The organism is Emticicia soli (assembly GCF_037860775.1).
Lineage (GTDB): Bacteria > Bacteroidota > Bacteroidia > Cytophagales > Spirosomataceae > Emticicia > Emticicia soli.
The window spans coordinates 79,384-101,743 of sequence record NZ_JBBEWC010000006.1 but is presented as its reverse complement, the minus strand read 5'-3'; the positions used below and the strand labels follow the sequence as shown (position 1 = coordinate 101,743).

14 protein-coding genes are annotated in these 22,360 nt (G+C 41.4%); 7 read left to right on the top strand and 7 right to left on the bottom strand.

The genetic code is table 11. The annotated features are described in order from the left end of the window. The first annotated feature begins 7 nt into the window (after window positions 1-7). From ccoG to WAE64_RS10525, 3 genes are all read left to right on the top strand, one after another. Window positions 8-1,426 carry a cytochrome c oxidase accessory protein CcoG gene (gene ccoG / locus WAE64_RS10535; RefSeq protein WP_340236331.1) on the top strand — a complete coding sequence of 473 codons (1,419 nt, stop codon included), beginning with the start codon at window positions 8-10 and terminating at the stop codon, window positions 1,424-1,426. 162 nt (window positions 1,427-1,588) lie between these two features. Beyond that, window positions 1,589-2,026, top strand: coding sequence for a FixH family protein (locus WAE64_RS10530; RefSeq protein WP_340236330.1), 438 nt, complete (start codon window positions 1,589-1,591; stop codon window positions 2,024-2,026). 1 nt (window position 2,027) lies between these two features. Beyond that, the gene (locus WAE64_RS10525) at window positions 2,028-2,723 is read left to right on the top strand and encodes a sulfite exporter TauE/SafE family protein (RefSeq protein WP_340236329.1); all 696 of its coding nucleotides are present in this window, start codon (window positions 2,028-2,030) and stop codon (window positions 2,721-2,723) included. A 4-nt stretch (window positions 2,724-2,727) separates the two neighbouring features. Here the strand turns inward: WAE64_RS10525 and WAE64_RS10520 are convergent, their stop codons facing one another. Beyond that, window positions 2,728-3,609 carry an AraC family transcriptional regulator gene (locus WAE64_RS10520; RefSeq protein WP_340236328.1) on the bottom strand — a complete coding sequence of 294 codons (882 nt, stop codon included), beginning with the start codon at window positions 3,607-3,609 and terminating at the stop codon, window positions 2,728-2,730. Between the two features lie 206 nt (window positions 3,610-3,815). On the opposite strand from WAE64_RS10520, the gene WAE64_RS10515 reads away from it, so the two are divergent. The 4 genes from WAE64_RS10515 (at window position 3,816) to WAE64_RS10500 (ending at window position 10,605) form a co-directional block, all read left to right on the top strand. Next, window positions 3,816-5,372 (top strand): sodium:solute symporter family protein, encoded by a 1,557-nt coding sequence (locus tag WAE64_RS10515; RefSeq protein ID WP_340236327.1) that lies wholly within the window; start codon window positions 3,816-3,818, stop codon window positions 5,370-5,372. A 32-nt stretch (window positions 5,373-5,404) separates the two neighbouring features. Beyond that, entirely contained in the window at window positions 5,405-6,364 is a 960-nt protein-coding gene (locus tag WAE64_RS10510) for a dihydrodipicolinate synthase family protein (protein ID WP_340236326.1), read from the top strand. Window positions 6,365-6,899: 535 nt separating this feature from the next. Then, window positions 6,900-7,910: an LLM class flavin-dependent oxidoreductase gene (locus tag WAE64_RS10505; RefSeq protein ID WP_340236325.1), complete on the top strand. Its 1,011-nt coding sequence runs from the start codon at window positions 6,900-6,902 to the stop codon at window positions 7,908-7,910. 235 nt (window positions 7,911-8,145) lie between these two features. Beyond that, window positions 8,146-10,605, top strand: a complete 2,460-nt coding sequence (locus WAE64_RS10500) for an AsmA-like C-terminal region-containing protein (RefSeq protein WP_340236324.1) — start codon at window positions 8,146-8,148, stop codon at window positions 10,603-10,605. Here WAE64_RS10500 and WAE64_RS10495 read toward each other — a convergent pair. The 6 genes from WAE64_RS10495 to WAE64_RS10470 form a co-directional block, all read right to left on the bottom strand. Beyond that, window positions 10,589-11,938 carry a DUF3748 domain-containing protein gene (locus tag WAE64_RS10495; protein WP_340236323.1) on the bottom strand — a complete coding sequence of 450 codons (1,350 nt, stop codon included), beginning with the start codon at window positions 11,936-11,938 and terminating at the stop codon, window positions 10,589-10,591. The genes WAE64_RS10500 and WAE64_RS10495 overlap by 17 nt on opposite strands. A gap of 15 nt (window positions 11,939-11,953) precedes the next feature. After that, complete coding sequence (locus WAE64_RS10490; RefSeq protein ID WP_340236322.1) at window positions 11,954-15,127, bottom strand: T9SS type A sorting domain-containing protein; 3,174 nt, start codon at window positions 15,125-15,127, stop codon at window positions 11,954-11,956. A 91-nt stretch (window positions 15,128-15,218) separates the two neighbouring features. Continuing rightward, the gene (locus WAE64_RS10485; protein ID WP_340236321.1) at window positions 15,219-17,441 is read right to left on the bottom strand and encodes a hypothetical protein; all 2,223 of its coding nucleotides are present in this window, start codon (window positions 17,439-17,441) and stop codon (window positions 15,219-15,221) included. A 38-nt stretch (window positions 17,442-17,479) separates the two neighbouring features. Continuing rightward, a complete protein-coding gene (locus tag WAE64_RS10480) occupies window positions 17,480-18,661 on the bottom strand; it encodes a sialidase family protein (protein ID WP_340236320.1) in 1,182 nt (393 codons plus the stop codon). A 283-nt stretch (window positions 18,662-18,944) separates the two neighbouring features. Next, a complete protein-coding gene (locus WAE64_RS10475) occupies window positions 18,945-20,006 on the bottom strand; it encodes a polysaccharide deacetylase family protein (RefSeq protein ID WP_340236319.1) in 1,062 nt (353 codons plus the stop codon). A gap of 14 nt (window positions 20,007-20,020) precedes the next feature. Then, complete coding sequence (locus WAE64_RS10470) at window positions 20,021-22,321, bottom strand: ligand-binding sensor domain-containing protein (RefSeq protein ID WP_340236318.1); 2,301 nt, start codon at window positions 22,319-22,321, stop codon at window positions 20,021-20,023. Window positions 22,322-22,360: the final 39 nt, after the last annotated feature.

Genomic DNA, 22,360 nt, shown 5'->3' with positions numbered 1-22,360 from the left:
GAGCCAAGTGAGCAATTTAGATTTTATAGATGAAGCCTATCGCGACAGTATTGCCACGGTAGACAGCGATGGAAAGAGGATATGGGTGTATCCGAAAAAACCAAGCGGCCGTTACCACAATTACCGTGTTATTGCTACGCTGGTATTTTTAGGACTGTTTTTTGTTGGGCCATTTGTTAAAATCAACGGACAGCCATTACTGATGATAAACATCTTCGAACGGAAGTTTGTATTGTTTGGTCAGTTATTTTTGCCACAAGACTCTGTTATTTTTAGTGTTGGTCTTATTACATTCTTTATATTTATTACTTTGTTTACGGTAGTATATGGGCGTTTCTGGTGTGGTTGGGCTTGTCCGCAAACGGTATTCATGGAAATGGTTTTCCGTAAAATAGAATACTGGATTGAGGGCGACCGCAAACAGCAGATGGCGCTAAATAAAGCCCCCTGGACAGCCGAGAAAATTATAAAGAAAGGTGGTAAACGACTGGTGTTTCTGCTTATTTCTATTCTGATTGCTCATACAACAATGGCGTATCTGATAGGGATTGAAGCAACCAAACAGATTATTACACAGCCGCCCGCTGAACACCTGACCGGGTTTATTGGTATAGTTGCCTTCACAGGCATTTTTTACTATGTTTTTACGGTTCTGCGTGAGCAGGTTTGTGTCTCTATTTGCCCGTATGGCCGCTTACAGGGGGTATTAATAGGCCGTAATACAATTAATATTATTTATGATTGGGTAAGAGGCGAGCCAAGAGGTAAACTCAGCAAACATGAAACACCCGCAACACCAACGCTTAAAGGAGACTGCATAGATTGTAAACTTTGTGTGCAGGTATGCCCTACTGGTATCGACATCCGCAATGGTGCGCAGCTTGAATGTATAAACTGTACAGCTTGTATTGATGCCTGCGACGACGTGATGACCAAAATAAATAAACCGATTGGTCTGATTAAATATGGCTCGGCCGAGAGTGTTGAAAAACGGATTCCTTATAAATTATCGCCAAGAGCTTATGCCTATTCGGCGGTGCTGGTATTGCTGGTAGGGGTTGAGGCGTTTTTATTGATGAGCCGTGAAGCCATAGAAACAACGGTGATGCGTGTGCCGGGCCAAATGTATCAGGAGCAAGCCAATAACAAAATCAGTAACCTGTATAATGCCCAGATTGTGAACAAAAGCAACGAAGCTATGGAGGTTTACCTGAAAGTTGAGGATAACGAGGGAACTATAAGACTGATTGACGGTAAAAAGAAAATAATTGTTCCGAAAGAAGGTAAAGCCGATGTAGTTTTCTTTCTGGATATGGATAAGTCGGCTATCAAAAAAATCAAAACCAATCTGGCCATAGAAGTATGGCAGGGCGACGATAAGCTGGAAACTATCAAAACAACTTTTTTGGGATTTAGGGAGGAGTAGTCTTGAACTTTGATTTACCTGATTAAATGATTTTACTGATATTATAGAAGCATGTAATCGTTTTTTGACTGATTTCTAGAGAACTGAAATCAGTGAAATCCAAAAATCAGCCGCGGCGGCGAACCGCTAAATCAAAGTTCAAGACATTAATCAATTACAATCATGAACTTCGGACATAAAATCGGTATTGTTTACACACTTTTTGTAATCTTTATGATTACGCTGGTTACGCTTTGTGTAAAACAAAAAGATATATCGTTGGTGAGCAACGACTACTACAAACAAGAGATTGCGTATCAGGCTGAAATTGAAAAGCAACGCAATGCTGAGCAATTGGCAACGCCTGTACAGATAAGCTATGCAGGTGAAAAACAAGAAGTAAGTATCAGTTTTCCTGCCGAACAAAAAGGGGCAGTAGGCAAAGTAAAATTTTATCGGCCGTCTGATGCTAAAAAAGATTTTACGGTAGACCTCGCCTTACAGCAAAACACCGTACAAAATATTGAGGTAAACAAGCTCGTAAAAGGCTTGTGGGTAGTAAAAATAGAGTGGGAAAAAGCCGGAAAGGTTTATCAGACAGAAGAAAAAATCGTGCTTTAAGATGTTGTACTCAGCATTTATGATAGGATTAGCCGGAAGCCTGCACTGCATGGGTATGTGTGGGCCTATCTCTATGCTTTTACCCGGCGATAAAAGCAAACGTGGCCGCTATATACTGGGCCGCGTGGTTTATAACCTTGGCCGTATTTTAACCTATAGCCTTTTGGGGCTTATGGTGGGCCTGGTAGGTGAGCAAATCGCCCTGTTTACTTCTCAGAAAGCACTTTTTATTATTGTTGGCAGCCTTATTCTATTGGCTTTTGTTGTACCTGCCCGCTGGCGACAATCTTTAGATGTATTGCCTTACGTAAGCCGTTTTACCAATTTTATTAAATCTTCGCTGGGTGTTTTCTACAAAAAACATTCGCTCTTTGCACAACTGGTTTTTGGCGTACTTAATGGCCTATTGCCTTGCGGATTGGTTTATGCTGCCCTAAGCGGCGCATTTCTGATGAGCGAAGCCTGGGAGAGTGTTTTGTTTATGGCTTTGTTTGGCTTAGGCACGCTGCCCATGATGCTCAGTTTTGCTTTTCTGGGTAATGGTATCCGCAAGCTGATTAGCTTTAAGCCTAAAGTTGTTTATACTTTCTCTTATATTATGCTGGCCATCTGGCTTATCTTCAAAGGGGTTAATTTACCCGCCAATAATTTTACGCATCATGATGCAAACGGGATTCCGGTTTGTCATGGTAAATGAGAAATTAACTTACTGCCTCAGTCTTCAGATACTGTTTCTTATATTCTAATGGTGTAATGCCTTTCACGTTTTTGAAGTGCCTGTAAAAATTTGAAAGGTTATTAAAGCCACTTTCAAAACAAATAATCTCAATGCTTAATCGGTTATCTATAAGCGCCCGGCAAGCATGGCTTACCCGTATTTCGGTCAGGAAATCGTTATAGGTTTTGTGGGTCATGAGTTTGAAATAACGGCAGAATGAGGTAGTGCTCAAGTTTGCAATGGCCGCAATGTCTTCGAGCTTTATGTCTTTAGCATAATTGGCAAGTGTATAACTACAAACATTATTAAGCCGCACAGTTTCCATTTCGTTCGACTGATAAAATGTATTAGCGGCCGTTATCATTTCCACCTCGTCTGATTCGGTCAAAGAATCTAATATTGATAAGAGAATAATAAGTCTTTGCAAGGGGCTTGCCAATAGTGCCGAGTGCATCAGGTCTTTTAGCTGTTGGGCGGTTTCTCCTTTTATAAGCAATCCACGTTTGGCTTTCTCATACAGTTTCCTGATGGCGTAGGCCTCGCTTAAACTCAGAAAATCAGCACCGAGGCAATCAGGCATAAACTGCATCACAATGGCTTCTACTTGCAGGTCGGCATTCCCCTGAAAATACTCTTTGTTACATCGCCACGTATGCGGTAGGTTTTCGCCTAATAGCAGCACTTCTTCTGACGAAAAATTACTCACGTTATCACCAATAAATCTTACGCCTTCGCCTTTTATTACATAGTGGAGCTCAAGCTCGGGGTGATAGTGCCATATAGTTCCAAAATTAGGTTTAGTGTCGTGCCTGATGCTGAACGATTGCTCGGTATTGATTGGTACTTTATGAAAATGGGGCTTCATTGCTAAAAATTATTTATGATAATATCGTATAATGATTGGGAAAATGTCTATAAAATTTCTATTTTTTTATCTACTATCTTTGTAAAGTTAAATAAAATGTTTGTCAGATTATAAAAAAACAACATTGGCTCAAAAATCAATGTATATTTTTATCATAATACTGCCAAATGCCTTATTTGTCCTATTGAACCATTTAACCTTAACGCATGAACCTTACAACACTCCCTGTTATTGACCTACTCATCATTTTTGGTTATCTGGCCGGAATGGTAATAATAGGAGTTTATTTCTCAAGAAAAAACAAAAGCGCCGACCAGTTTACAACGGCATCGGGCAAGATACCCGGCTGGGCTATCGGGCTTTCTATCTATGCTACTTTTTTGAGCAGTAATACTTTTCTGGGAGTACCCGGTAAAGCCTTTGGTAGCAACTGGAACTCGTTTGTGTTCAGCCTTTCAATGCCCTTGGCAGCATGGGTGGCATCTCGTTATTTTGTGCCTTTTTACCGCAACACCGGCGAGGTATCGGCCTATACACACCTTGAGCACCGCTTTGGTGCATGGGCCAGAACTTACGCAGTGGTTTGTTTTCTGCTTACGCAATTGGCCCGTATGGGTTCTATTTTCTTCGGTATCGCCCTTAGCTTACAAGCACTTACGGGTTATTCGATGGAGAGTATCATGATTGTAGTAGGGATTTGTATCATTATTTATACAGTAATGGGAGGCATGGAGGCCGTCATCTGGACGGAAGTGGTGCAGGGGGTAATAAAAACCATCGGCGCTTTAATCATTCTGGCATTGGTCGTAAAAGGCATGCCGGGTGGTGTTAGTCATATTATTGAAATCGGACAGGCCGACGATAAATTCAGCCTGGGCAGCCTAATTCCCGACTTTACTCAATCCACATTCTGGGTAGTATTATTATATGGTTTCTTTATGAATCTTAATAATTTTGGTATGGACCAGAACTATGTTCAGCGTTACCATACCACTACCTCGGCCAGCGAAGCTACTCGTTCTATCTGGCTATGCGTTTATTTATACCTACCTGTTTCGCTGATATTCTTTATAATAGGCTCATGTTTGTACGCCTATTACCAAACCAACCCCGAGCTGTTGCACCAAGTGCAGATGCAGGTAGTTATGGAGCGTCTACCTAACGGAAGCACCAGCGAGTTAAATCAATTGGCCTCTACCTTGTCGGCCGCCGACATTGGCGACAAAGTAATGCCGCACTTTATGGTAAACAAAATTCCGGCAGGCTTATTAGGTTTAATTGTAGCCGCCATTATGTCGGCTGCCATGAGTACCATCAGCTCGGGCATGAATGCCTCGGCTACGGTTTTCTCGGTTGATATTTACCAACGCTACATCAAGCCTGATTTAACATCAACCCAAACAATGCGCCTGCTTTACATTGCCACTACGGTATTTGGCTTGTTAGGTATGCTTACGGGCGTTGCCATGATTGGCGTAAAGAGTGTGCTTGATATCTGGTGGATGCTCTCGGGTATTTTTGCAGGCGGTATGCTGGGTTTATTCCTGCTAGGCATGATTGCCAAAAAAGCAAAGAATACCGAGGCCGTGATAGCTACCATAATAGGTATATTGGTTATTTGCTGGATGACTTTCTCGAAGCAGATACCCGACGAATTTGCGGCTTTGCGTAGCCCTTTCCACCAGAATATGATTATGGTGATAGGTACATTGAGTATTTTCCTTACCGGGGTGCTGATAACTAAGTTTAAAACGAAATCCTAACCCTACAATACCGATTAAAACATTTTAGAATTATGGCTTCTTCCACCAATTCGTTACCACAGGGTTTTATTCCTGTTATGCTCACGCCTTTTACAGAAACCGGAGCAGTTGATTACGCCGGGCTTTCTGTACTAACCGATTATTATATGCAGGCAGGCTCAGCAGGGCTGTTTGCAAACTGTTTGTCGAGCGAAATGTATGAACTCACGAACGACGAGCGTCTGGCTGTTACCAAACAAGTAGTAGACCAAGCCGCAGGGCATATTCCGGTTGTAGCCACAGGTACGCTGGGCGGAACAATAGCCGAGCAGGCCGATTTTGTGAAACGTATTTATGATACAGGCGTACAGGCCGTAATTGTAATTACAAGCCAGATTGCCAATGCCGACGAGTCGGACGCTGTGTTTCTGGAGCGCATGGAAGAGCTAATGCACCTTACGCCAAATGTTCCGCTAGGTTTTTATGAGTGCCCTGTGCCTTATAAACGCCTGATAAGCTCTGAGATACTGGCAAAGCTATTACCATCAAACCGATTGATATACCACAAAGATACTTGCCTTGATGAAGCTGAAGTTGCTCGCCGCCTAGCAGTAGGGCAGGGTTATAACTTTGGTTTGTACGATGCCTACATGGTAAATGCGGTATCATCATTAAGAGCAGGTGCTGCGGGATTATCGTGCATACAGGGGAATATCTTCCCCGAATTGGTGGTGTGGATATGTGAGCACTTCAGAGAGAATTCGGCAGAGGTTGAAAAAGTACAAAAGTTTTTTAATGACTCAATGGACATCGTGCATTCGGCTTATCCGACCATTGCTAAGTATAGCCTGATGAAGAGAGGTTTCCCGATTTCGACCTATACCCGCCGTGCGGTTGACCCACTTACAGAAGAACTGAAAGCAGGAATGGACCAACTATTGACTACCATAGATAACTTACATAACGAACTCGGCATAAAGCCTGCGTATCAACAAGCAAGCGCTTTGGTTTAAGAACTTACAATCACCTTCCACTAGAATTCGTAGCCTGTCTCCGGTAAATTTTGCCGGAGACTTTTTTGTGTTTTGTTGTTACCAAAACTTTTATCGGAAACTACAATACATTATCCCTACGGGATATTGGTATTCAAAAAAGCGTATTCATTCTACCGATATATCGTCCCTAACGGGACTCGGAAATATCCCGTAGGGATGATATATCGGTAGTAAAAATAATCCGAAATTTCTAAGTCCCGTTAGGGACGATATATTAAAATCTTTTCACTCTCTGTTACGCAAAGAGTGCTTACTATAGTTTTGTATAGTGACTTTAAGTAACGAATCAAGAAAGATTTGTGTTAATGAAGTTGTTGAGGATTTTAATTTATTACGATTAGCAAAATAAATGTTCTTTGAAGTACATGATATTGTAGAGACAGGGCACTGCCCTGTCTCTACCTTGTACCCTTAATCAATCTAAAAATAGTAGTGTTTTGGAAAAGAAACTAAGATACTCAACAACTTCCATGATTAAAACACAAACCAGAAAATGAGTAAATTGAAATTAGGCATACTTGACCAATCAATAGTAACACAAGGTAAAACCGCTATTGATGCTGTTGAAGAAACAATAGCTACGGTAAAACTGGGTGAAAAACTAGGTTTTAGCCGCTTTTGGGTATCAGAACACCACAATTCTTCTTTTATTGCAGGCTCTACACCCGAGGTACTGATGGTAAAACTAGCCGACGAAACCAAGCATATCCGCATTGGTTCAGGGGGTATTATGCTGCCTAACCACAGTGCTTTAAAAGTGGCCGAGAACTTCAGAATGCTTGAAACGCTGTTTCCGGGTCGTATCGATTTAGGCATTGGCCGTGCACCGGGTGGCGATAGAATAACGGCTGCATTGCTTAATCCTTCGAACGATTTTAGTGAGCAAAGTTACCTGCAACAACTAGAATACCTGCAACATTTTTTCGGCGATACGGCCGCTACCAAATATGGCCCGATTCTGGCTGTACCGCAATCGCCCACGATTCCTAGCCAATGGATATTGAGTTCGAGCGGTGGAAGCAGTAAAATTGCCGCCCAATTTGGCGTTGGCCTGGCTATTGCCCGATTCATCAATGGTTTTGCACAGCCAGATATTGTAGAATTATACCGTAAGAATTTTGAGGCATCGGCGCAATTCTCAAAACCTCATGCTTTGCTTTCTATTTCGGTAATATGTGGCGAAACCGAAGAAGATGCCCGACAAATGCGTAAGTTTCTCGACTATGTATTGGTGCAGTTTGAGCAAGGTAAGTTCGATAATTTTGGCGATGAAGCGTTTATTCAGAAATACCAGTTTTCATTAGCCGAGCAAGAACGGATACACCGTAACCGAGGTAGGGTAATATCAGGAACGAAAGACGAAGTAAAGGAAAAATTACTGACCCTTGCCAACGAATTTGATGTAGACGAGGTAATAGTAGCAACAATGGCTAATAACTGGCAAAAACGCCGCCGTTCGTTTGAATTACTAGCCGAAGCCTTTGAACTAAAACCCCGGGCATAATTTTTTTAATTACATTTAATAGGGGTATGTGTAGAGAGAGGTGTCGTATATACATACGGTACAGTAAAGGTATATGTGTAACTGTTGTTGCATACGATTAATAAAAAAACGATTAGTTTTTAATTAAAAAATATGGTTCAGTAGTAAAGGAGATTCTTATTAAGTAATTTCGGACACACAATCGTGCTTTTACAAAGTGGGAACCCAGATTCACACATTTGATAAAAAACCTATTATGATGTCTAGAATTCTTAAAGTAACATTAATTATTTGCGGGAGTCTTGTTTTGCTCTTAAGCGGAGTAGGATTTTGGATATATCATAATCAGGATTCACTTTTTGTACGCTTGAAAGAGCTGGTTAATGACCGAATAGACGGCACACTCGAGGTGCGTGATTTTAAGTTTGCACCTTTTCAAGATGGAATAGGGTTTACTTTTTCGCTGATAGATGTAAAGCTGAAAGATAAGTATTTCGACCAGCATAATACGCATCTGATAGATGCAGGTTTAATTAATGTTACTTTAGAAACAACGTCTTTGCTTGTTGGCAAAGTGAAAATACATAGTGTAAAATTGGCTAATGGTAGCATGAGTATTTTCAGAAGAAAAGATGGTTTTTCAAACCTCTCGGTTTTTGCTTCTCCAAAAAAAGATTCTACTACTGCTAAAGCGCCTAAAACGGGTGCGCTCGAAAATCTTGATGAGATAATATTTAAGGAATTTAAAGTTCAGTATGTTGATTCGCTTAAAGAGAAATCTTATGCTGTAGATTTTCATGAGTTCACAAACAAGGTAGACCAGAAAGACCACATCTGGCACGTAAATGCCAAAGGTCATAGCTTTTTTAAAGGCTTAACTTTTGATACAGATAAAGGTACTTTTCTTGAAAATCAGGAAGTAGTATTGAACCTTGACCTCACTTTTGACGAAGAAGCTAAGAAATTAACCGTAAATCCATCAGATTTATTGGTGCAGACGCAAGATAAAATCCTGTTGTCGGGTGTGGTTGATTTCAACGAAAATGCAAAAACAATTAAACTTGATTTTGTGGTTAAGGAAATCCCTTTGGCTAATGCCAGAAAATTACTGACGCAGCACCTGTCTACTATTCTGACACGAATAAAAATAGAACCCATAGTTACGGCACAAGTACATCTTAATGCCAAGATAGGCGAACCTAAACCACAAGTAGACATCAATTTTGATGCACGGGCTTTTGAATATAAACTTCGGGTTGGCTTACTGAAAGACCTCAGCACACAGGGTACATTTACTAACCATGCCGATGATAAACTACCTACCGGAGACGCCAATACCCGAATTGTAGGTAATAATATTCATGGTTTCTTTGAGAGTATCCCGATTACAGGCAGCATAGTAATCAATGATTTAGACAAAACCTTGGCCGAGATTGATTGCACGCTAGAGGCTTCGCCTGCTTCTTTGAATGATTTACTAGACCCTGAGCGTTACAAAGTCAATAAGGGCAAAGCCGTAATGAAGATTACCTATAAGGGAGATATTAAGGAAATGTTTAATAAAACTACCCGAAAACTGAATGGCTTGTTGTATGGGAGTGTATCGTTGCAGGAACTTGCTTTTACTTATATACCACAAAAGGTAAAGATTGAGAATATAAGAGGCGATGTGGCCTTTACGGGTGAGGAAGTGAGGATTCCGAGCATTCAGATATTTGATGGCATAAATAACTTGTATATCAACGGAAATATAGTGGGATTGATGCCGTATTTGTACACAGAAAACAGCCCGCTGAAAGCCATAGTAAATATTAAGATACCTGATTGGGAATTGAACTGGCTAAGGGTTTTATTGAACCTTGACCGCAACAGAGCAAAAAGACCAACAAACGCAAGATTTACGCTTTCTACATTGGTAGACAAAGCCATTGATAATATTGAAATAGAGGCCAACCTGGAGGCTAAGAGGTTTAAATATAACCGTATTACAGCCCAGAATATGAAGGGTAAAATAACGCTCAGTACGAAAAAGATTCAATTGCATCATTTTTCGCTGAATGCCTTTGGTGGTACTTTTCAGGTTGCGGGCAGTCTTGACAATTTAAGTTCAAGCAAGCCTACGCAGATGAATATACAGGCCAAGCTTTTAAATACCAATGTGAAATCGGTGTTTTCGGCATTTAATAATTTTGGACAATATAGTATTACCGATAGAAATATTAATGGAAAGCTGACCAGTACAATTAAAATTAGTGCTGAATTGAAAAACGATGTTTCGTTGGTACAAAATTCGATTGATGGGTACTTGACAGTTGATTTGCGAGATGCCGAGATTGTAGATTTTGACCCTTTTCTGAAAATCAAAAAAATGATTTTCAAAAGCCGTCCGCTTGAACATGTGCAACTTGCGCCTATTGTACAAGACTTTGTGATTAAAGGCAAAGAGGTAGAAGTGAAAAAGATGCAGATAGAAAGCAACGTAATTACGTTTTTTCTTGATGGTGTTTATAGCTTTGGAGATAAAACCGACCTTAATATTCAGATACCGCTCAGTAATCTGCGAAAAAGAGATTCTACGTATCAGTTTAAAGAATATGACCCCGAAAGCATTGGCTCGAATATCTTTCTGAAAGCCGTTGACGAAAACGGTAAACTGAATATTAAGTACGTTACAAGAAAAAAAGCCCGAAGAGTTCCTTTTAAAGCTTTCCGATAAACACCTGCTTTGCTTTGCCAATAAGCCTGTTAAATGCAATGGTTTTGCCATCGTGCGAAATAACCAGGTTTGTGGGCGACGGAACCGTTGGTTTTGTTAGTTGTTTCACGCGCTTATCAAACGCCTCAGGGTCTGTTTCGCAGCTCATAATGCTTCCATTACAAACGTAGTAAATGTTTTTACCTGATGGATGCCAACGGAAGAAGCCCTCTACCGGCGTATCATGGAACGTAAGTTGGGTAAGTTTCGTGCCATCAGGGGCAATAGTGAATATTTGTAAAATACCTTTATCGTCTTTTGCCAGAAATGCCAGCGTTTGCCCGTCAGGGGCGCTACGAACTATACCCACACAACCTGGCTGATTGCCATCGGCTGTATGTGTAAGGCGGCGTTGAACTGTACCTTTAGGGGGCATAGGCATGGTGGTGGCTGTGCCTTCAAGTGGGCCTGCTTCGCCTGCTATGGTAATATCTTCTGGAATATCAACAATAAAAACCTCATCAACATTTTTGCCGTTTTTGTCTTTTACGGTGCCAATAAAAGCCCTTGCCATCTGGCGTGAGCCATCAGTTTTCTGATAGCCATTTGTACCCACCCAACTATCGCCTGCTGCGTGGCTTATTTCGTCTGAGCCCGGTGTTGGCGTAGGCGTTACTTTTACTACCAGCACACTATACCATTCGCCTGATATATTTTCGCCTGTTGCGTCTTTTTCAAGCACTACGGCATTAATTTTTTTCGATACACCAATGGTGCGCAAATTATGTTTTTCTCCGGTTGAATCTTCCAATGCTTTCATAACGGCATCGTTGTAGGTATAGCCTATCCATTGGCCGTTGCCGCTCCATTCGTGGCGGTGTGTGCCACCTCTCAAAGCTCCTTTGGTGTAAGGGGCGGTAATATCACGAGCATCCATAAAAATACGTTTGCCCGCCAGATTTTCGTCGATAATCACACCCGTGCGGCGCCATTGTTGGTAGGGATTTGCCTCGGTAACGCTAGGCAAGCCATGAATGAACACAACGGCGTTTTCAACAGGTGAGTAGCTTACTGCACCAGCACCCGGCCCCCATGCCTGATTGTGGGGCAGTTCATAAACTATCTTCTTTTCGCCTGTTTCAACATTTACTTTCTCGATACGTGCCGAGGCTGCAATGCCACCATCGTCGGTACGGGTATCGTATACGAGCCATTGGTTATCGGGCGAAAAATTATCGTTATTATCTAAATCATGATGATAGTTGGCATCATCAGTAATCTGTTTTTCGGTCATATACTCCATAGTTGTGCAAGCTGATAGTGAAAAAATAAGGGTTAAAAGTGAGTATTTCATAGATTAGGCGATAGGTTATTTATGAATGACTATCTTTCGTGTGCGCACCTGTCCGTTTTTCTGCATACATTTTATCAGATAAACGCCTGCTACATAATTGCTGAAATCGTACGTAACAGTAGCCTGGCTGCTGTCTACGCTAAAAGTACCAAGCGTTTTCCCATCCATCGAATGCACAGATATTTGTACATCAAGTTTATTCGGGTTACTGATTTCAACCATTCCGGCTGATGGGTTGGGCGAGACGGTGAAACTTAAAAGCTCAGTAGGTTTTTCGTTGCTTAGGATTTGGTTTTCTTCTTCGGGTTCTTCTTCCTCTGGATTTTCTTCTTCAACTTCTTCTTTGGTGATGGTTATTTTTCTGAAGTTAGAAGCCGTGCCACAAGCATTGCTAGCTGTTAAGTTGATAGTATAAGTGCCGGGATTGGTATAAGCAATTGTATCGGGTGTTGAAAGCTCGCTATGTTGGCCGTTTCCAAAGTCCCAGAAGAAAGTTGAACTATTATCGCTCAAGGTTGTATTTTCCAGAATGATAAGATTGTCTTTTTGAACCAGATTAAAGTCAACTCTGGGTCTTTCTGAGTCTATAATTATTTCTGTTTCAGCTTCGTAGGTTCCTTGGCATTCGCCGCTAAGTGTGGCGGTTAGTTTGTAAATGCCTGGGGTTATGGAGCTATTTTCCGTAGGATACAGGTAAAGTATAGAACTTAGGAATGTAAAATTATTAGGTCCAGACCAGCTATAGAAAACATTAGGGGATACAAAGGTTTGTTTAAAAGTATTGTCTATAATCTCATTATGAAAAGGCTCAACTATATCAGGATATAAAATATGACCTTTACTTTCGCAAATATTGGCTGTTTTTGGAATATTAATACTGAACTCCTTTGCATTTTTTAAGTCTATTTGCGTTTGTTTGTTTGCTGTGCATATCCCGGTTAAATAGGCTTCAACGGTATATATATTGCTTGCTCCTGACTGAATAGGATTACGGACCTCCTGTTTTTCAGAATTAAAAATTTTATATTCTAATAGCGAGTTTAGATAACTTTGGTTAGCAACTGATGGCGTAATAAGAAAATTACCATTACATAATTTATCGACTGAGAAATTGATTTCAGGTTGACTTTCAAGAACTTGAAGTTTCTTACTGACAACACCTTCGCAACCACCTGAAAAAGTAACTTTTAATTCATATTCACCTGCTTGGCTTTTCCTGAAATTTTTAAATGAGATATATTGTCCATTAGATTTAAAATTATTCGGCCCAGTCCATTCATAAGTTTGGCTCATGTTAGAAGGGGCAAAAATACCATTTACGCTTTGAGTATAATAGCTACTTGGAATAAAGCTAACGTAATTACTACTTCCTGATCCGCCTTCGCATATTTTTAAGGTATCTGAAATTCTGATTTGAGGTGTCTTTATAAGAGAAATATTAATAGTACTTGTAGCGCTACCATACTGGTTTGAAGCAGTAATTGTATAAATACCGCTTTTACTTTCTCCAAAATCTGTGACATAAGCAACAGATTTATGAGATTTGAATCCATTAGGTCCTGTCCAATTGAAACTTAAATCAGGTGTATAAGATGTTGGATTAGCATGAGCTACAAGCCTGACTGTTGAGCCTTTACAGTATTTTTCCTGAGTGGAATCGGTATACACTTTTAATGGTGGAACCTCGATTGCTGATTCTAAAATGAGGTCAGCACTCACCACAGATTTTTCTTTACAACCCGGAGCATCTAATGTTAGGGTATATTTACCGGCTTTTTTCTCATCGAAATTTTCTATGTATATTGATTGGCGACTACTTGAGTAATTATCAGGCCCTTGCCAGCTGTATCTATATTGACTTTTATTCGACCATACGGCGTATGGTGAGATAGATAAACTTTGTCCTAAAGGGATTTTAGCTGAGGTTAAATGGAGAAAGAGATTAAGTTTATCAGCTGCTTTTATAAAAAAACTTTTATTGTATTTGGCCTCACAAGCACCTGTAAAAGTTATTTCAAGTTTATATTCTCCCGCCAAACTATTGTCGAAATTGGAAATAGATGGGGTTTCTTTATCGCTCTTGAATCCCTTAGGACCTGTCCATGAATAAATTGCTTTTGTACCCTCATCAAAATAATTACGGTTCCAAGAATTTTTTTGAGGAAAAGTCATCGTTTCTCCCTCACATTGCTCTTCTATTTTAGTAAAGTTATAGATGGGAGCCGGAATATTTAAAGTAACAGAAGATGAATCAATATTGGTGCAACCACCTTCAAATTGAGCAATGACTTTATACGCACCTATATCTTTTTTACTGATATTGTTGATTAAAACCTGTTGACCTTCTTTTGAAAACCCATTCGGGCCTTTCCATGTATATTTGCCAGTTACTCCTGATAATGAAGGAGAAGCACTTAATCTAGCTTCCCCATTCAAGCATATAGAGCTTGCTGACGCATTAACTAAAGCTTCTTTTTTGATATTTACCTTAGCAGTTGCTTGGTATGAGCCTACACAAAAATCAGAAAACGTAATATTTAAAGTATAAACTCCTGATTCTTTAATGTTTGTAAGAACAGGGCTCTCTTCTCTGCTACTAAAATTGTTTGGCCCGGTCCAATTGTAGGTATTTTTGCTTTTTTGGAAGGAATCATAAATAAACCCACCATTATTATTAGATGATTCTAGTTTTACACTTCCCCCTTCACAAGTTTCTCTATCTGATACCTTTACCGTTGGCGTGGCTACTAAAATTTGATACTTTTCTACCAAAATAGTGTCTCTGCAACCATTCATTTTAATGTTTGCTTTCAGCGTATATTCTCCTATCGTATTTTGATTGATATTCTTAAGAGTAAGTGTGTTGCCGCTTGCTTTCAAATTATTAGGGCCTTCCCACTCGAATGTATACTCACCAGGAAAAGAAAGCCAAGAATTACCAACAGATCCTCTTAGCTCCATAGTAGAACCTTGACAGAAAATAAACGGCATTGTGTCATATGCTGTTATGTCTGAAGGTAGCAAACGTAGATTTGAAGATAATTGTGTACTGTCTTCTAGGTGTTGGATGCGTGTCTTTTCATTTAGAAAATCAGCTGAAACAGATAAAAGCACACTTTTACAACGGTAATCCTGCCCAAACACACAATAATTAGTCAAAAGCAAAACAAATAGTAGAATTCTTTTCATTGAGTAGTGTTTTTTTATCCTGCAAAATAAAACTAAAAACCTGACGAAATACCCGTTCGGCACAGATATTTCATCAGGTTTTTAATTTGGCTTATTTCTGCGGAGCGCTGATTATACCTTGGTATCGGCCTAGCCAATAAGGTAACAACCAGATGTCGCCTGCACTCTCTTCTGAGGTACCGTTGCCTCCCTTACGGTCAAGCCTGAACGTATTGCCGTTGTGGCGTTGAATAGGCGTTTCGTCAGGCGGTAAAACTTCTTTCGTTGTTTGGTTACGGAAGTTCGGCGCTATCTTCTCAATATCTTTACGGTGGCTGTTAGTGATGTTCCAGTTAATCATATCAAGCGGATATTCTCTTAAATACCAGGCTGCTTCGTTCAGGTCAAAGGTTTTAGTGCCTGTAATTGCCGTGAAAATATTCCATGCACCTTCTTTCTCTGGGCGTTCAGCCTCCCAGTGGTCAATAATGGCTTTTTTGTAAGCAGCTTTTAGCGTATCATTAAAAGCATAACGATACAAGCCCCAGTAACCTACAAAATACATTTCATCATCTGAGTGATTCCAGCCGTCTGACATGTGTTTGCTGTGTTCGTCGGCGTCTTCTGGTGCTTTACCAATTACACTCATCGGGCGCATCAGGTTTTCGTAATACCCATGTTTTTTCATCAATTCAAACGCCTTTTGTTTGTATTTCTCTTTCTTGGTGAAATGGTAGGCTGTTTGAAGCATAGCTACTATGTTCGATGAGTTCAGTTTTCTATCGCCCACATTTATCGGGAATGCATTTACGTATTCCGGATTCCAACGGCCCCATTGTGTAGGTTTGCCGTTGTAATCTATCATGTACATATCGTTTTTGATGATGTGGCTCATCAGGGTATCAATCAGCGTAATTGCACGTTTTTTAAGCGTTGGTTCTTGTATCAACTCAGCCATAGCACCATAGGCAAAAATGTGCCCGATGGCCTCATCGCTACTTGTGGTTGCTTTCCAGTCCCACTCAGGGTCTGAGGAATGTTGCCAACGCTCAGGGTCTGATAATTGCTCAATGTATCCTTTTCTTTCGAACGAACGTGACGGGAAACCCGGAATACCATTAACTGTGAATAGACGTTCCATAGCATCAAGCGACTCAACGCAGTTTTGAAGTGCCTCAGGGTCTTTTGTTACCGCATATCTGAACACCTCACCACCCAAATACATCGATGTCCATAAACCGTCGTTGTCAGAGTCAGACAAGAATCCTGTGCTAAGGTTACCTTTTGTCATTTGGCTCAATGCAGCATTGAAACCATTACGAATGTGGCGGCTACGCACTTGTTTGTCGAAAAACACGGCTTTATCGTGCAAAGTCATTTTTTTGAAGCATATCTGCCCCAAACCTTCGGTAGTTAATACCAATACAGAGTTTTCAGGACCTTCGGCAATGTTGGTTACTGTGTTGCCCGGTAGCCAACGCTCACCATTGTAGTAATCAAATTTGCCATCAGCGCGTGAGGCAAAAGCACCATTGTTTGTACCAAACCAGAATTTATCGCCAATGGCTTTTACGTCTGTAATTTCAGTTACAGGCAATTTCTGGTTTTTGCTACCGATTTGTTTCTTAGTAGCGGCATCAAGCGTAATAATACCATCGGTAGTACCGATGATAATCTTTTTGCCGTTGGTGTCGAATGCTGTGAAATCAGCACCATCAAACACCTTGGTAAGTGTTGAACCTGATAATGTTGAAAGTGATTTCTGACCCAAAATCCAGAATGTATCGGTAGATGCCTGGTAACGAAGCGCAACAACTTTGTCGTTTGGTAAGCTACCTTTCCAGATAGTTTTAGAGTCTTTGGTAAGTTGCAGACTTTTGCCGTCTGATACCAGAAAAGCAAAATCTTTACCCCCTACAAACAGCTTGGCATCAGCTAAATCGTGTTTGGTGAATAGCTTACCTGCCCAAGCATTGCTCAATACGGTTTTATCATCAAGCAACACAAACTGGTTCTGATAGCTACCTATACCTGCTATTTTTTTGTCGCCAATGGTGCGGTAGGTTTTATCGGCTTCTAAAGTGCCGGGGTACATCAACTCTCCGTTGTGGGTATGCAATAAACCTGCTGAAGAAAAGATTTTAATTGAGCCATTTCTGTCGCTGGCTACGTTTAAGAGCTTGGTATTATTCGATTTTATATAATACTTGATGCTATAGTCCTGCAAGAAAGGTTTGTCCTGATAAACGGGTTGGCCTTTAGGTGTAACTTTTTGAGCGTAGGAGGCAAAACCTACAAAAGCTAAACCAATGAAAATGTAAGAAGAAAATTTCATGATTATTTAAGGTAATTGATTAATGTGTGCGTAATGAGTTACTTGATTTTCTGTGGGTCGACCACGGCATATTTGATTGATTTTTTGTCTTTCTCTAAATGATACGAGTAGGTCAGGTGTAAAAGGCCATCCTTGGTCTGAATAAGTGATGGATACGAAAAACCTGCTTTGCTTGTAGAGCTGTGGTCTTCCATTCTGATTTTCCATTTCCATGTTTTCCCTTCGTCGTCTGACAGGTTCAAGCTCAGGCGATAACGACCGTCATAAATATCATTGCCCAGAAATGCCCAGCGGCCATCGTTCAATACCAATAGCTCAACGCTGGCCGTATTTGGTATTTCGGTTTTAGTTGTTGCCGACCAGCTTTGGCCTTTATCGGTCGATTCACTAACGTGCACACGGGTTGGGCTATCGCCGCTATCACGCATATAAGCCAGCAGATTGCCGTTTTTCTTCTGGATAACCGCAGGCTGAATAGGGCCACGACCAACCACAGGCAAGCTCGGAAGCCAGCTTGTACCCTTATCGTCAGAAATAGCCATCATCGACATATTGAAGCCATCAGAATAGAGCGGTAACACAATGCGTCCATCGGGGAATAACAGGGGTTTGATGCGGGTCATCCAGCCGATGCTGCGTTTGGTGGCATCGGTGCTGGCGCTGATAATCATATCATCATACTGCGGGGCATAGCCCGCCCAGCCCAAGTGGGTTTCGGGTAAGGCTTTGAACTTGGCAGCTACTTCTTTGGCAAAATCATCGCCTGGTTTTAGCAAGATGTTATCCTGCCAGTTCCAGTTTGGCGCACCGTTTCCGTTATAATCGGTTGATGTTTTGAATCTTAAAATTGATTGCTCCCATTTATTGGCTTGTACGGCAATCCAGACCAAAAAGAGTTTGTTGTCTTGGTTAAGAAACAAAACAGGATTACAGTCGGGGATATGTGGCGTATCTGCCATTAGAAACGGGGCCGACCATGTATTAGTCCCTTTTTTCAAGCGAGCGCCCATTATCTTCACATCGTCGGCGGTGCGTTCGCCGCTGCCTTCAAACCATACCGACAGGAAATCGCCATTGGGTAGGCTCACAATGCTACTGCCATGCACGTGTTTTCCCTGCATCGGAAAAATAAGCATAGAGTTAAGTATAGCAGTATTCTGGGCAAAAACCTGACCTAAGTTTACAAAAATGAGTAAGCAAATGCTATATAGTTTTTTCATTAATATGGGTTTAGTGGTTTGTTGGGCTAGGTTTGGCCCGATTTTATTGAATTTAGTAGTATAAATATTAAGACAATATGTTTACAAAATAAGATTTTAATATACCGTCCCGATGGGACTCAAGAGTTATTTTAGGTACTTATTTTCTACCGATATAACGTCCTTACAGGACTTAGAGCTACAAATATCCCGTAGGGATGATATATCAGTAGAAAGAAATTACACTTGTTTGAAAATTATATCCTGTAGGGATAATATATTTAAAATTCTCTGATAAGGCTTCTCACTTCACCTTCTTACGTCTCTCCATCAACTCACGGAAAGTGGTTAGAATAATGCCTTCTTTTTCGATATAGGCTTTTAGTTCGGGGCTCATCATTGATAACATATCAGCGTATCTTGAGCCGCCCGAGCCGCTTATGTGCTTAAAGGCATCGGTTATGTCGCTGCTATGCACAATTAGCATGGCTACGCCGGGCTGCATATTATTGAGGGTTTCGATGAATTTTTGTGCTTTGTATTTACCCCATGCCTCTGGTGATACGTCGGTACCTTCGGGTTTCCAGTCGCCACTGATGGTGTGTAGGTCGTCTAATACAGGTAGTCCGCCTTTCCAAAGCATTTCTCCAACACCTTTGGCTTGTTTGGCAATGGCTGGCTCAGGTAGTTTCATGCCTTCTTTCCATTGACCTTTGGCTTTCAGACTTTTTACAAGTGGTGCATTCAGGCACTCAATCAGAAGCTTGTTGTTACCACCCGGAAACATCACCGGAATGCCGTTTTCGATGCCAACTTTTACATATCGCTCCAAAAATGGCTGATGCGCAAAGAGCGTACCCATGTGAGAATCAAGGTGGGTAGGTTGTAAGCCTATTTTCTGCGCTCTGGCCAATTGCGCTCTGATTTCTTTTTCTACCTCGTCGGCTGATGCATTTTTAACAACCTGCTCTACAGTATGCCACATACAGGCTTCTTCGTCGACCAGGCCCGGTGCATTCATAAAACCAACCAGCGGCGCCCAACGGTAGTCTTTCCATTCTGATGTAAGCGTAAGGTGCAGACCTGCATCAAGGTTTGGGTTTTTCTTCTGAATATAGTTTTTAATGAAACTCGGCGCCCAAGGGCAGGGCATCATAATGCTGCAAGAAGTAGCCACGCCTTGCTCAATAGATTTGATAGCCCCTTGATTTGATGAATAGGACATACCACAATCATCGACATGAAAAATCACTACTTTTTTGCCTTTCGGGAAGCCCAATTTTTCGGCGTAGGTTTCCTGTGCCTCTGCAAAAGCGCTTGTTGCAAACATAAGGGCTGCTAATAATTTGAATGTTAGCTTTCTCATTATTGATAATAGTTTTATTGAATCATATTTGTGTATCGGCCCATCCAATAGGGCAAAAGCCAGAATACGGGTTCTCGTTCCACCTGTGGGTCGCCGCCTCGAGCATCCCATGGATTTTTATCCCAACGCACGGTTTTTCGGATAATTGCCGGAGGTAGTTTTGATACCTGTAGCTCGTCTAGCACAATGTTGCGCACCAGTTGAATATCTTCACGTTTGGTGTGGTCAATGTGCCAATCTACCAAATCAAGCGGTGTATCGACCAGAAATTCAACCGAGTTATTTACTTCTGTTTTCTTGCCACTTGCATAGCAATAAATAAAGTTGATAAGCGGATTGTGGTCGACCTTGCGGCGTTCAAACCATTCATCCAGGTGTTTTTGGTAAAAAGCCAGTCGCTCGGGGTCGGTTTCGCACTTCAACAAAATAGGGTACAGATAAGCCTGTAACATGGTATCGAAATAGATAAACCATGCCTTGTTCTGGTTCGGCACTTGCGCCATGTTATCGAGGTAATGCTCTTCCTTAATCAATCGCTCATAATGCTGCTGATATTTGTCATTTTTGGTGATGTAATGCGCAAATTTCAGAAATGCCAGCATTTCCATTGAGTTCTGATATTGGTCGGGTGCCCATTCTGGGTCACGGTTGAGTTGCTCCGGCGACCATACCGACCAACGGGTTGGCTTGCCATCAATATCCACAAAATTGAAATTATGGGCAATCAGATAATCAACAATGCGTGCTACATGGGTTCTGATAATCGCTTTTTCGGCCTCGTCGGCTACGAGTTCGTAATAAAAGAAATAGCCAAACATGTGCCCACACATTTCGTCGCTGCTGGTATCGCCTTTCCAGAGCCATTTACCGTCTTTTGATTTATGCCAGCGTTCTTCTACAGGTTTAAAACGTGGTTCTTTCACCAGTTCATCAGCCAATTGTCGAGGGCTGAAAGTACGGTTGCCATCATGCACCGAAGTCCACGACGAAGGCACAATGGTTCGGGCGAAAAATCCTTCAGTATCGGTTACTTCTTGCAGTAATTTCAGAAAACCAAATGCTTTACGGGCGTTTTCTTTAGCTTCGGGGTTTTTGGTTGCGGCATATCTGAATGCCTCCATTGCCAGATAATTTCCGGTATATTCGCCATCATTATCGTCGTCTTCGGGTTGCCAGGAAGTGGTATCGCCCGGAATGCGTAAATGGCATTGTCCGGCAATCCAAGGCTCACGAATGTGGCGCTTCATGAGTACATCCATGAAATAATCATTCTTTTGAGCCAACGTCATCTGGCGTTTTTTGATGGAGCTTATACCTTTTGGAGTAGCCACCCATGCGTTGCCATTGGCATCAAAGGCAATATCTTTTACGTGGTCATCAAGCAACCAGCGACGGCTGAACAGCATTGAATAAGTGCTGTCGGCATTGCTACCATGAGGCTTATAACGAACCAAACCTTGTTCGGTACCAACCCAAAGTGTACCGTCAGGGGCATTGTCAATACAAGTAACAAAAACAGAAGGCAAACCCTGTTGCGTTGTGATTTCTTTTAGTTTAACATCGTTCTGAATGATGCTTACACCGCCTAAGCCACCAGCCCAGAGATTCTGGTTACTATCAAGCGCAATGCCTTTTATATAGCCGCTTGATACTTTGTCTCTATTACGAAAGAACTTGGTTTCATTGGCCGAAGTATGGTATAAACCTACATCGCTGGCAATCCAGAGGCCGCCCTGATTATCAGAAATAACATCACGGATAGAACGAGGGAGTTGATGATAGCCTTCTTTACCCGCCTGTGGTTTGTTGAATACTTTGCCATCAAACAGCCATATTCCATGCGGCCCTAATGCATAAACGCCCTCTTTAGCTACACATATAGCCGACACAGGGGCTGTGGCACCTGCTATTTTTTCTAGCTGGCTGTTTTGGTAGCGATAAATACCATTCCAGGTTCCTAGCCAAACATTTCCTTCGGTATCAACTTCAACGGCAAAAGCTGGGCCTTTGTCGACTTCGTCTTGCATGGCCGTCCAGCCTGATTCATTGGCCTTTTTCATAAAAACACCTGATGCCGTAGCTGCCCATACATTCTGGGCTTTGTCAACGGTAATGCTTCTTACATCATTTTCTTCGGCATTGCTGCTTATGGGGTACGCCTCGTGGTATTCCTGCCAGAATGGTACGTCTTTATAGGTAGTATCGTCGACTTTTTTCTCTGTCGATTTGCAGGCATTCATACCAATACCAGCCATTGTGCTTATTGCTAAACAAACGATAGTTTTTTTGCAGGTATCAATCAGAGAGGTTTGCATGGTTATGTTACGTTTCAGTGATTTTCAGAAAACACTATT

Coding starts and splice junctions, on each gene's coding strand:
- WAE64_RS10530 (WP_340236330.1), top strand. CDS start 1,589: ATGAACTTCGGACATAAAATCGGTATTGTTTACACACTTTTTGTAATC.
- WAE64_RS10525 (WP_340236329.1), top strand. CDS start 2,028: ATGTTGTACTCAGCATTTATGATAGGATTAGCCGGAAGCCTGCACTGC.
- WAE64_RS10520 (WP_340236328.1), bottom strand. CDS start 3,609: ATGAAGCCCCATTTTCATAAAGTACCAATCAATACCGAGCAATCGTTC.
- WAE64_RS10515 (WP_340236327.1), top strand. CDS start 3,816: ATGAACCTTACAACACTCCCTGTTATTGACCTACTCATCATTTTTGGT.
- WAE64_RS10510 (WP_340236326.1), top strand. CDS start 5,405: ATGGCTTCTTCCACCAATTCGTTACCACAGGGTTTTATTCCTGTTATG.
- WAE64_RS10505 (WP_340236325.1), top strand. CDS start 6,900: ATGAGTAAATTGAAATTAGGCATACTTGACCAATCAATAGTAACACAA.
- WAE64_RS10500 (WP_340236324.1), top strand. CDS start 8,146: ATGATGTCTAGAATTCTTAAAGTAACATTAATTATTTGCGGGAGTCTT.
- WAE64_RS10495 (WP_340236323.1), bottom strand. CDS start 11,938: ATGAAATACTCACTTTTAACCCTTATTTTTTCACTATCAGCTTGCACA.
- WAE64_RS10490 (WP_340236322.1), bottom strand. CDS start 15,127: ATGAAAAGAATTCTACTATTTGTTTTGCTTTTGACTAATTATTGTGTG.
- WAE64_RS10485 (WP_340236321.1), bottom strand. CDS start 17,441: ATGAAATTTTCTTCTTACATTTTCATTGGTTTAGCTTTTGTAGGTTTT.
- WAE64_RS10480 (WP_340236320.1), bottom strand. CDS start 18,661: ATGAAAAAACTATATAGCATTTGCTTACTCATTTTTGTAAACTTAGGT.
- WAE64_RS10475 (WP_340236319.1), bottom strand. CDS start 20,006: ATGAGAAAGCTAACATTCAAATTATTAGCAGCCCTTATGTTTGCAACA.
- WAE64_RS10470 (WP_340236318.1), bottom strand. CDS start 22,321: ATGCAAACCTCTCTGATTGATACCTGCAAAAAAACTATCGTTTGTTTA.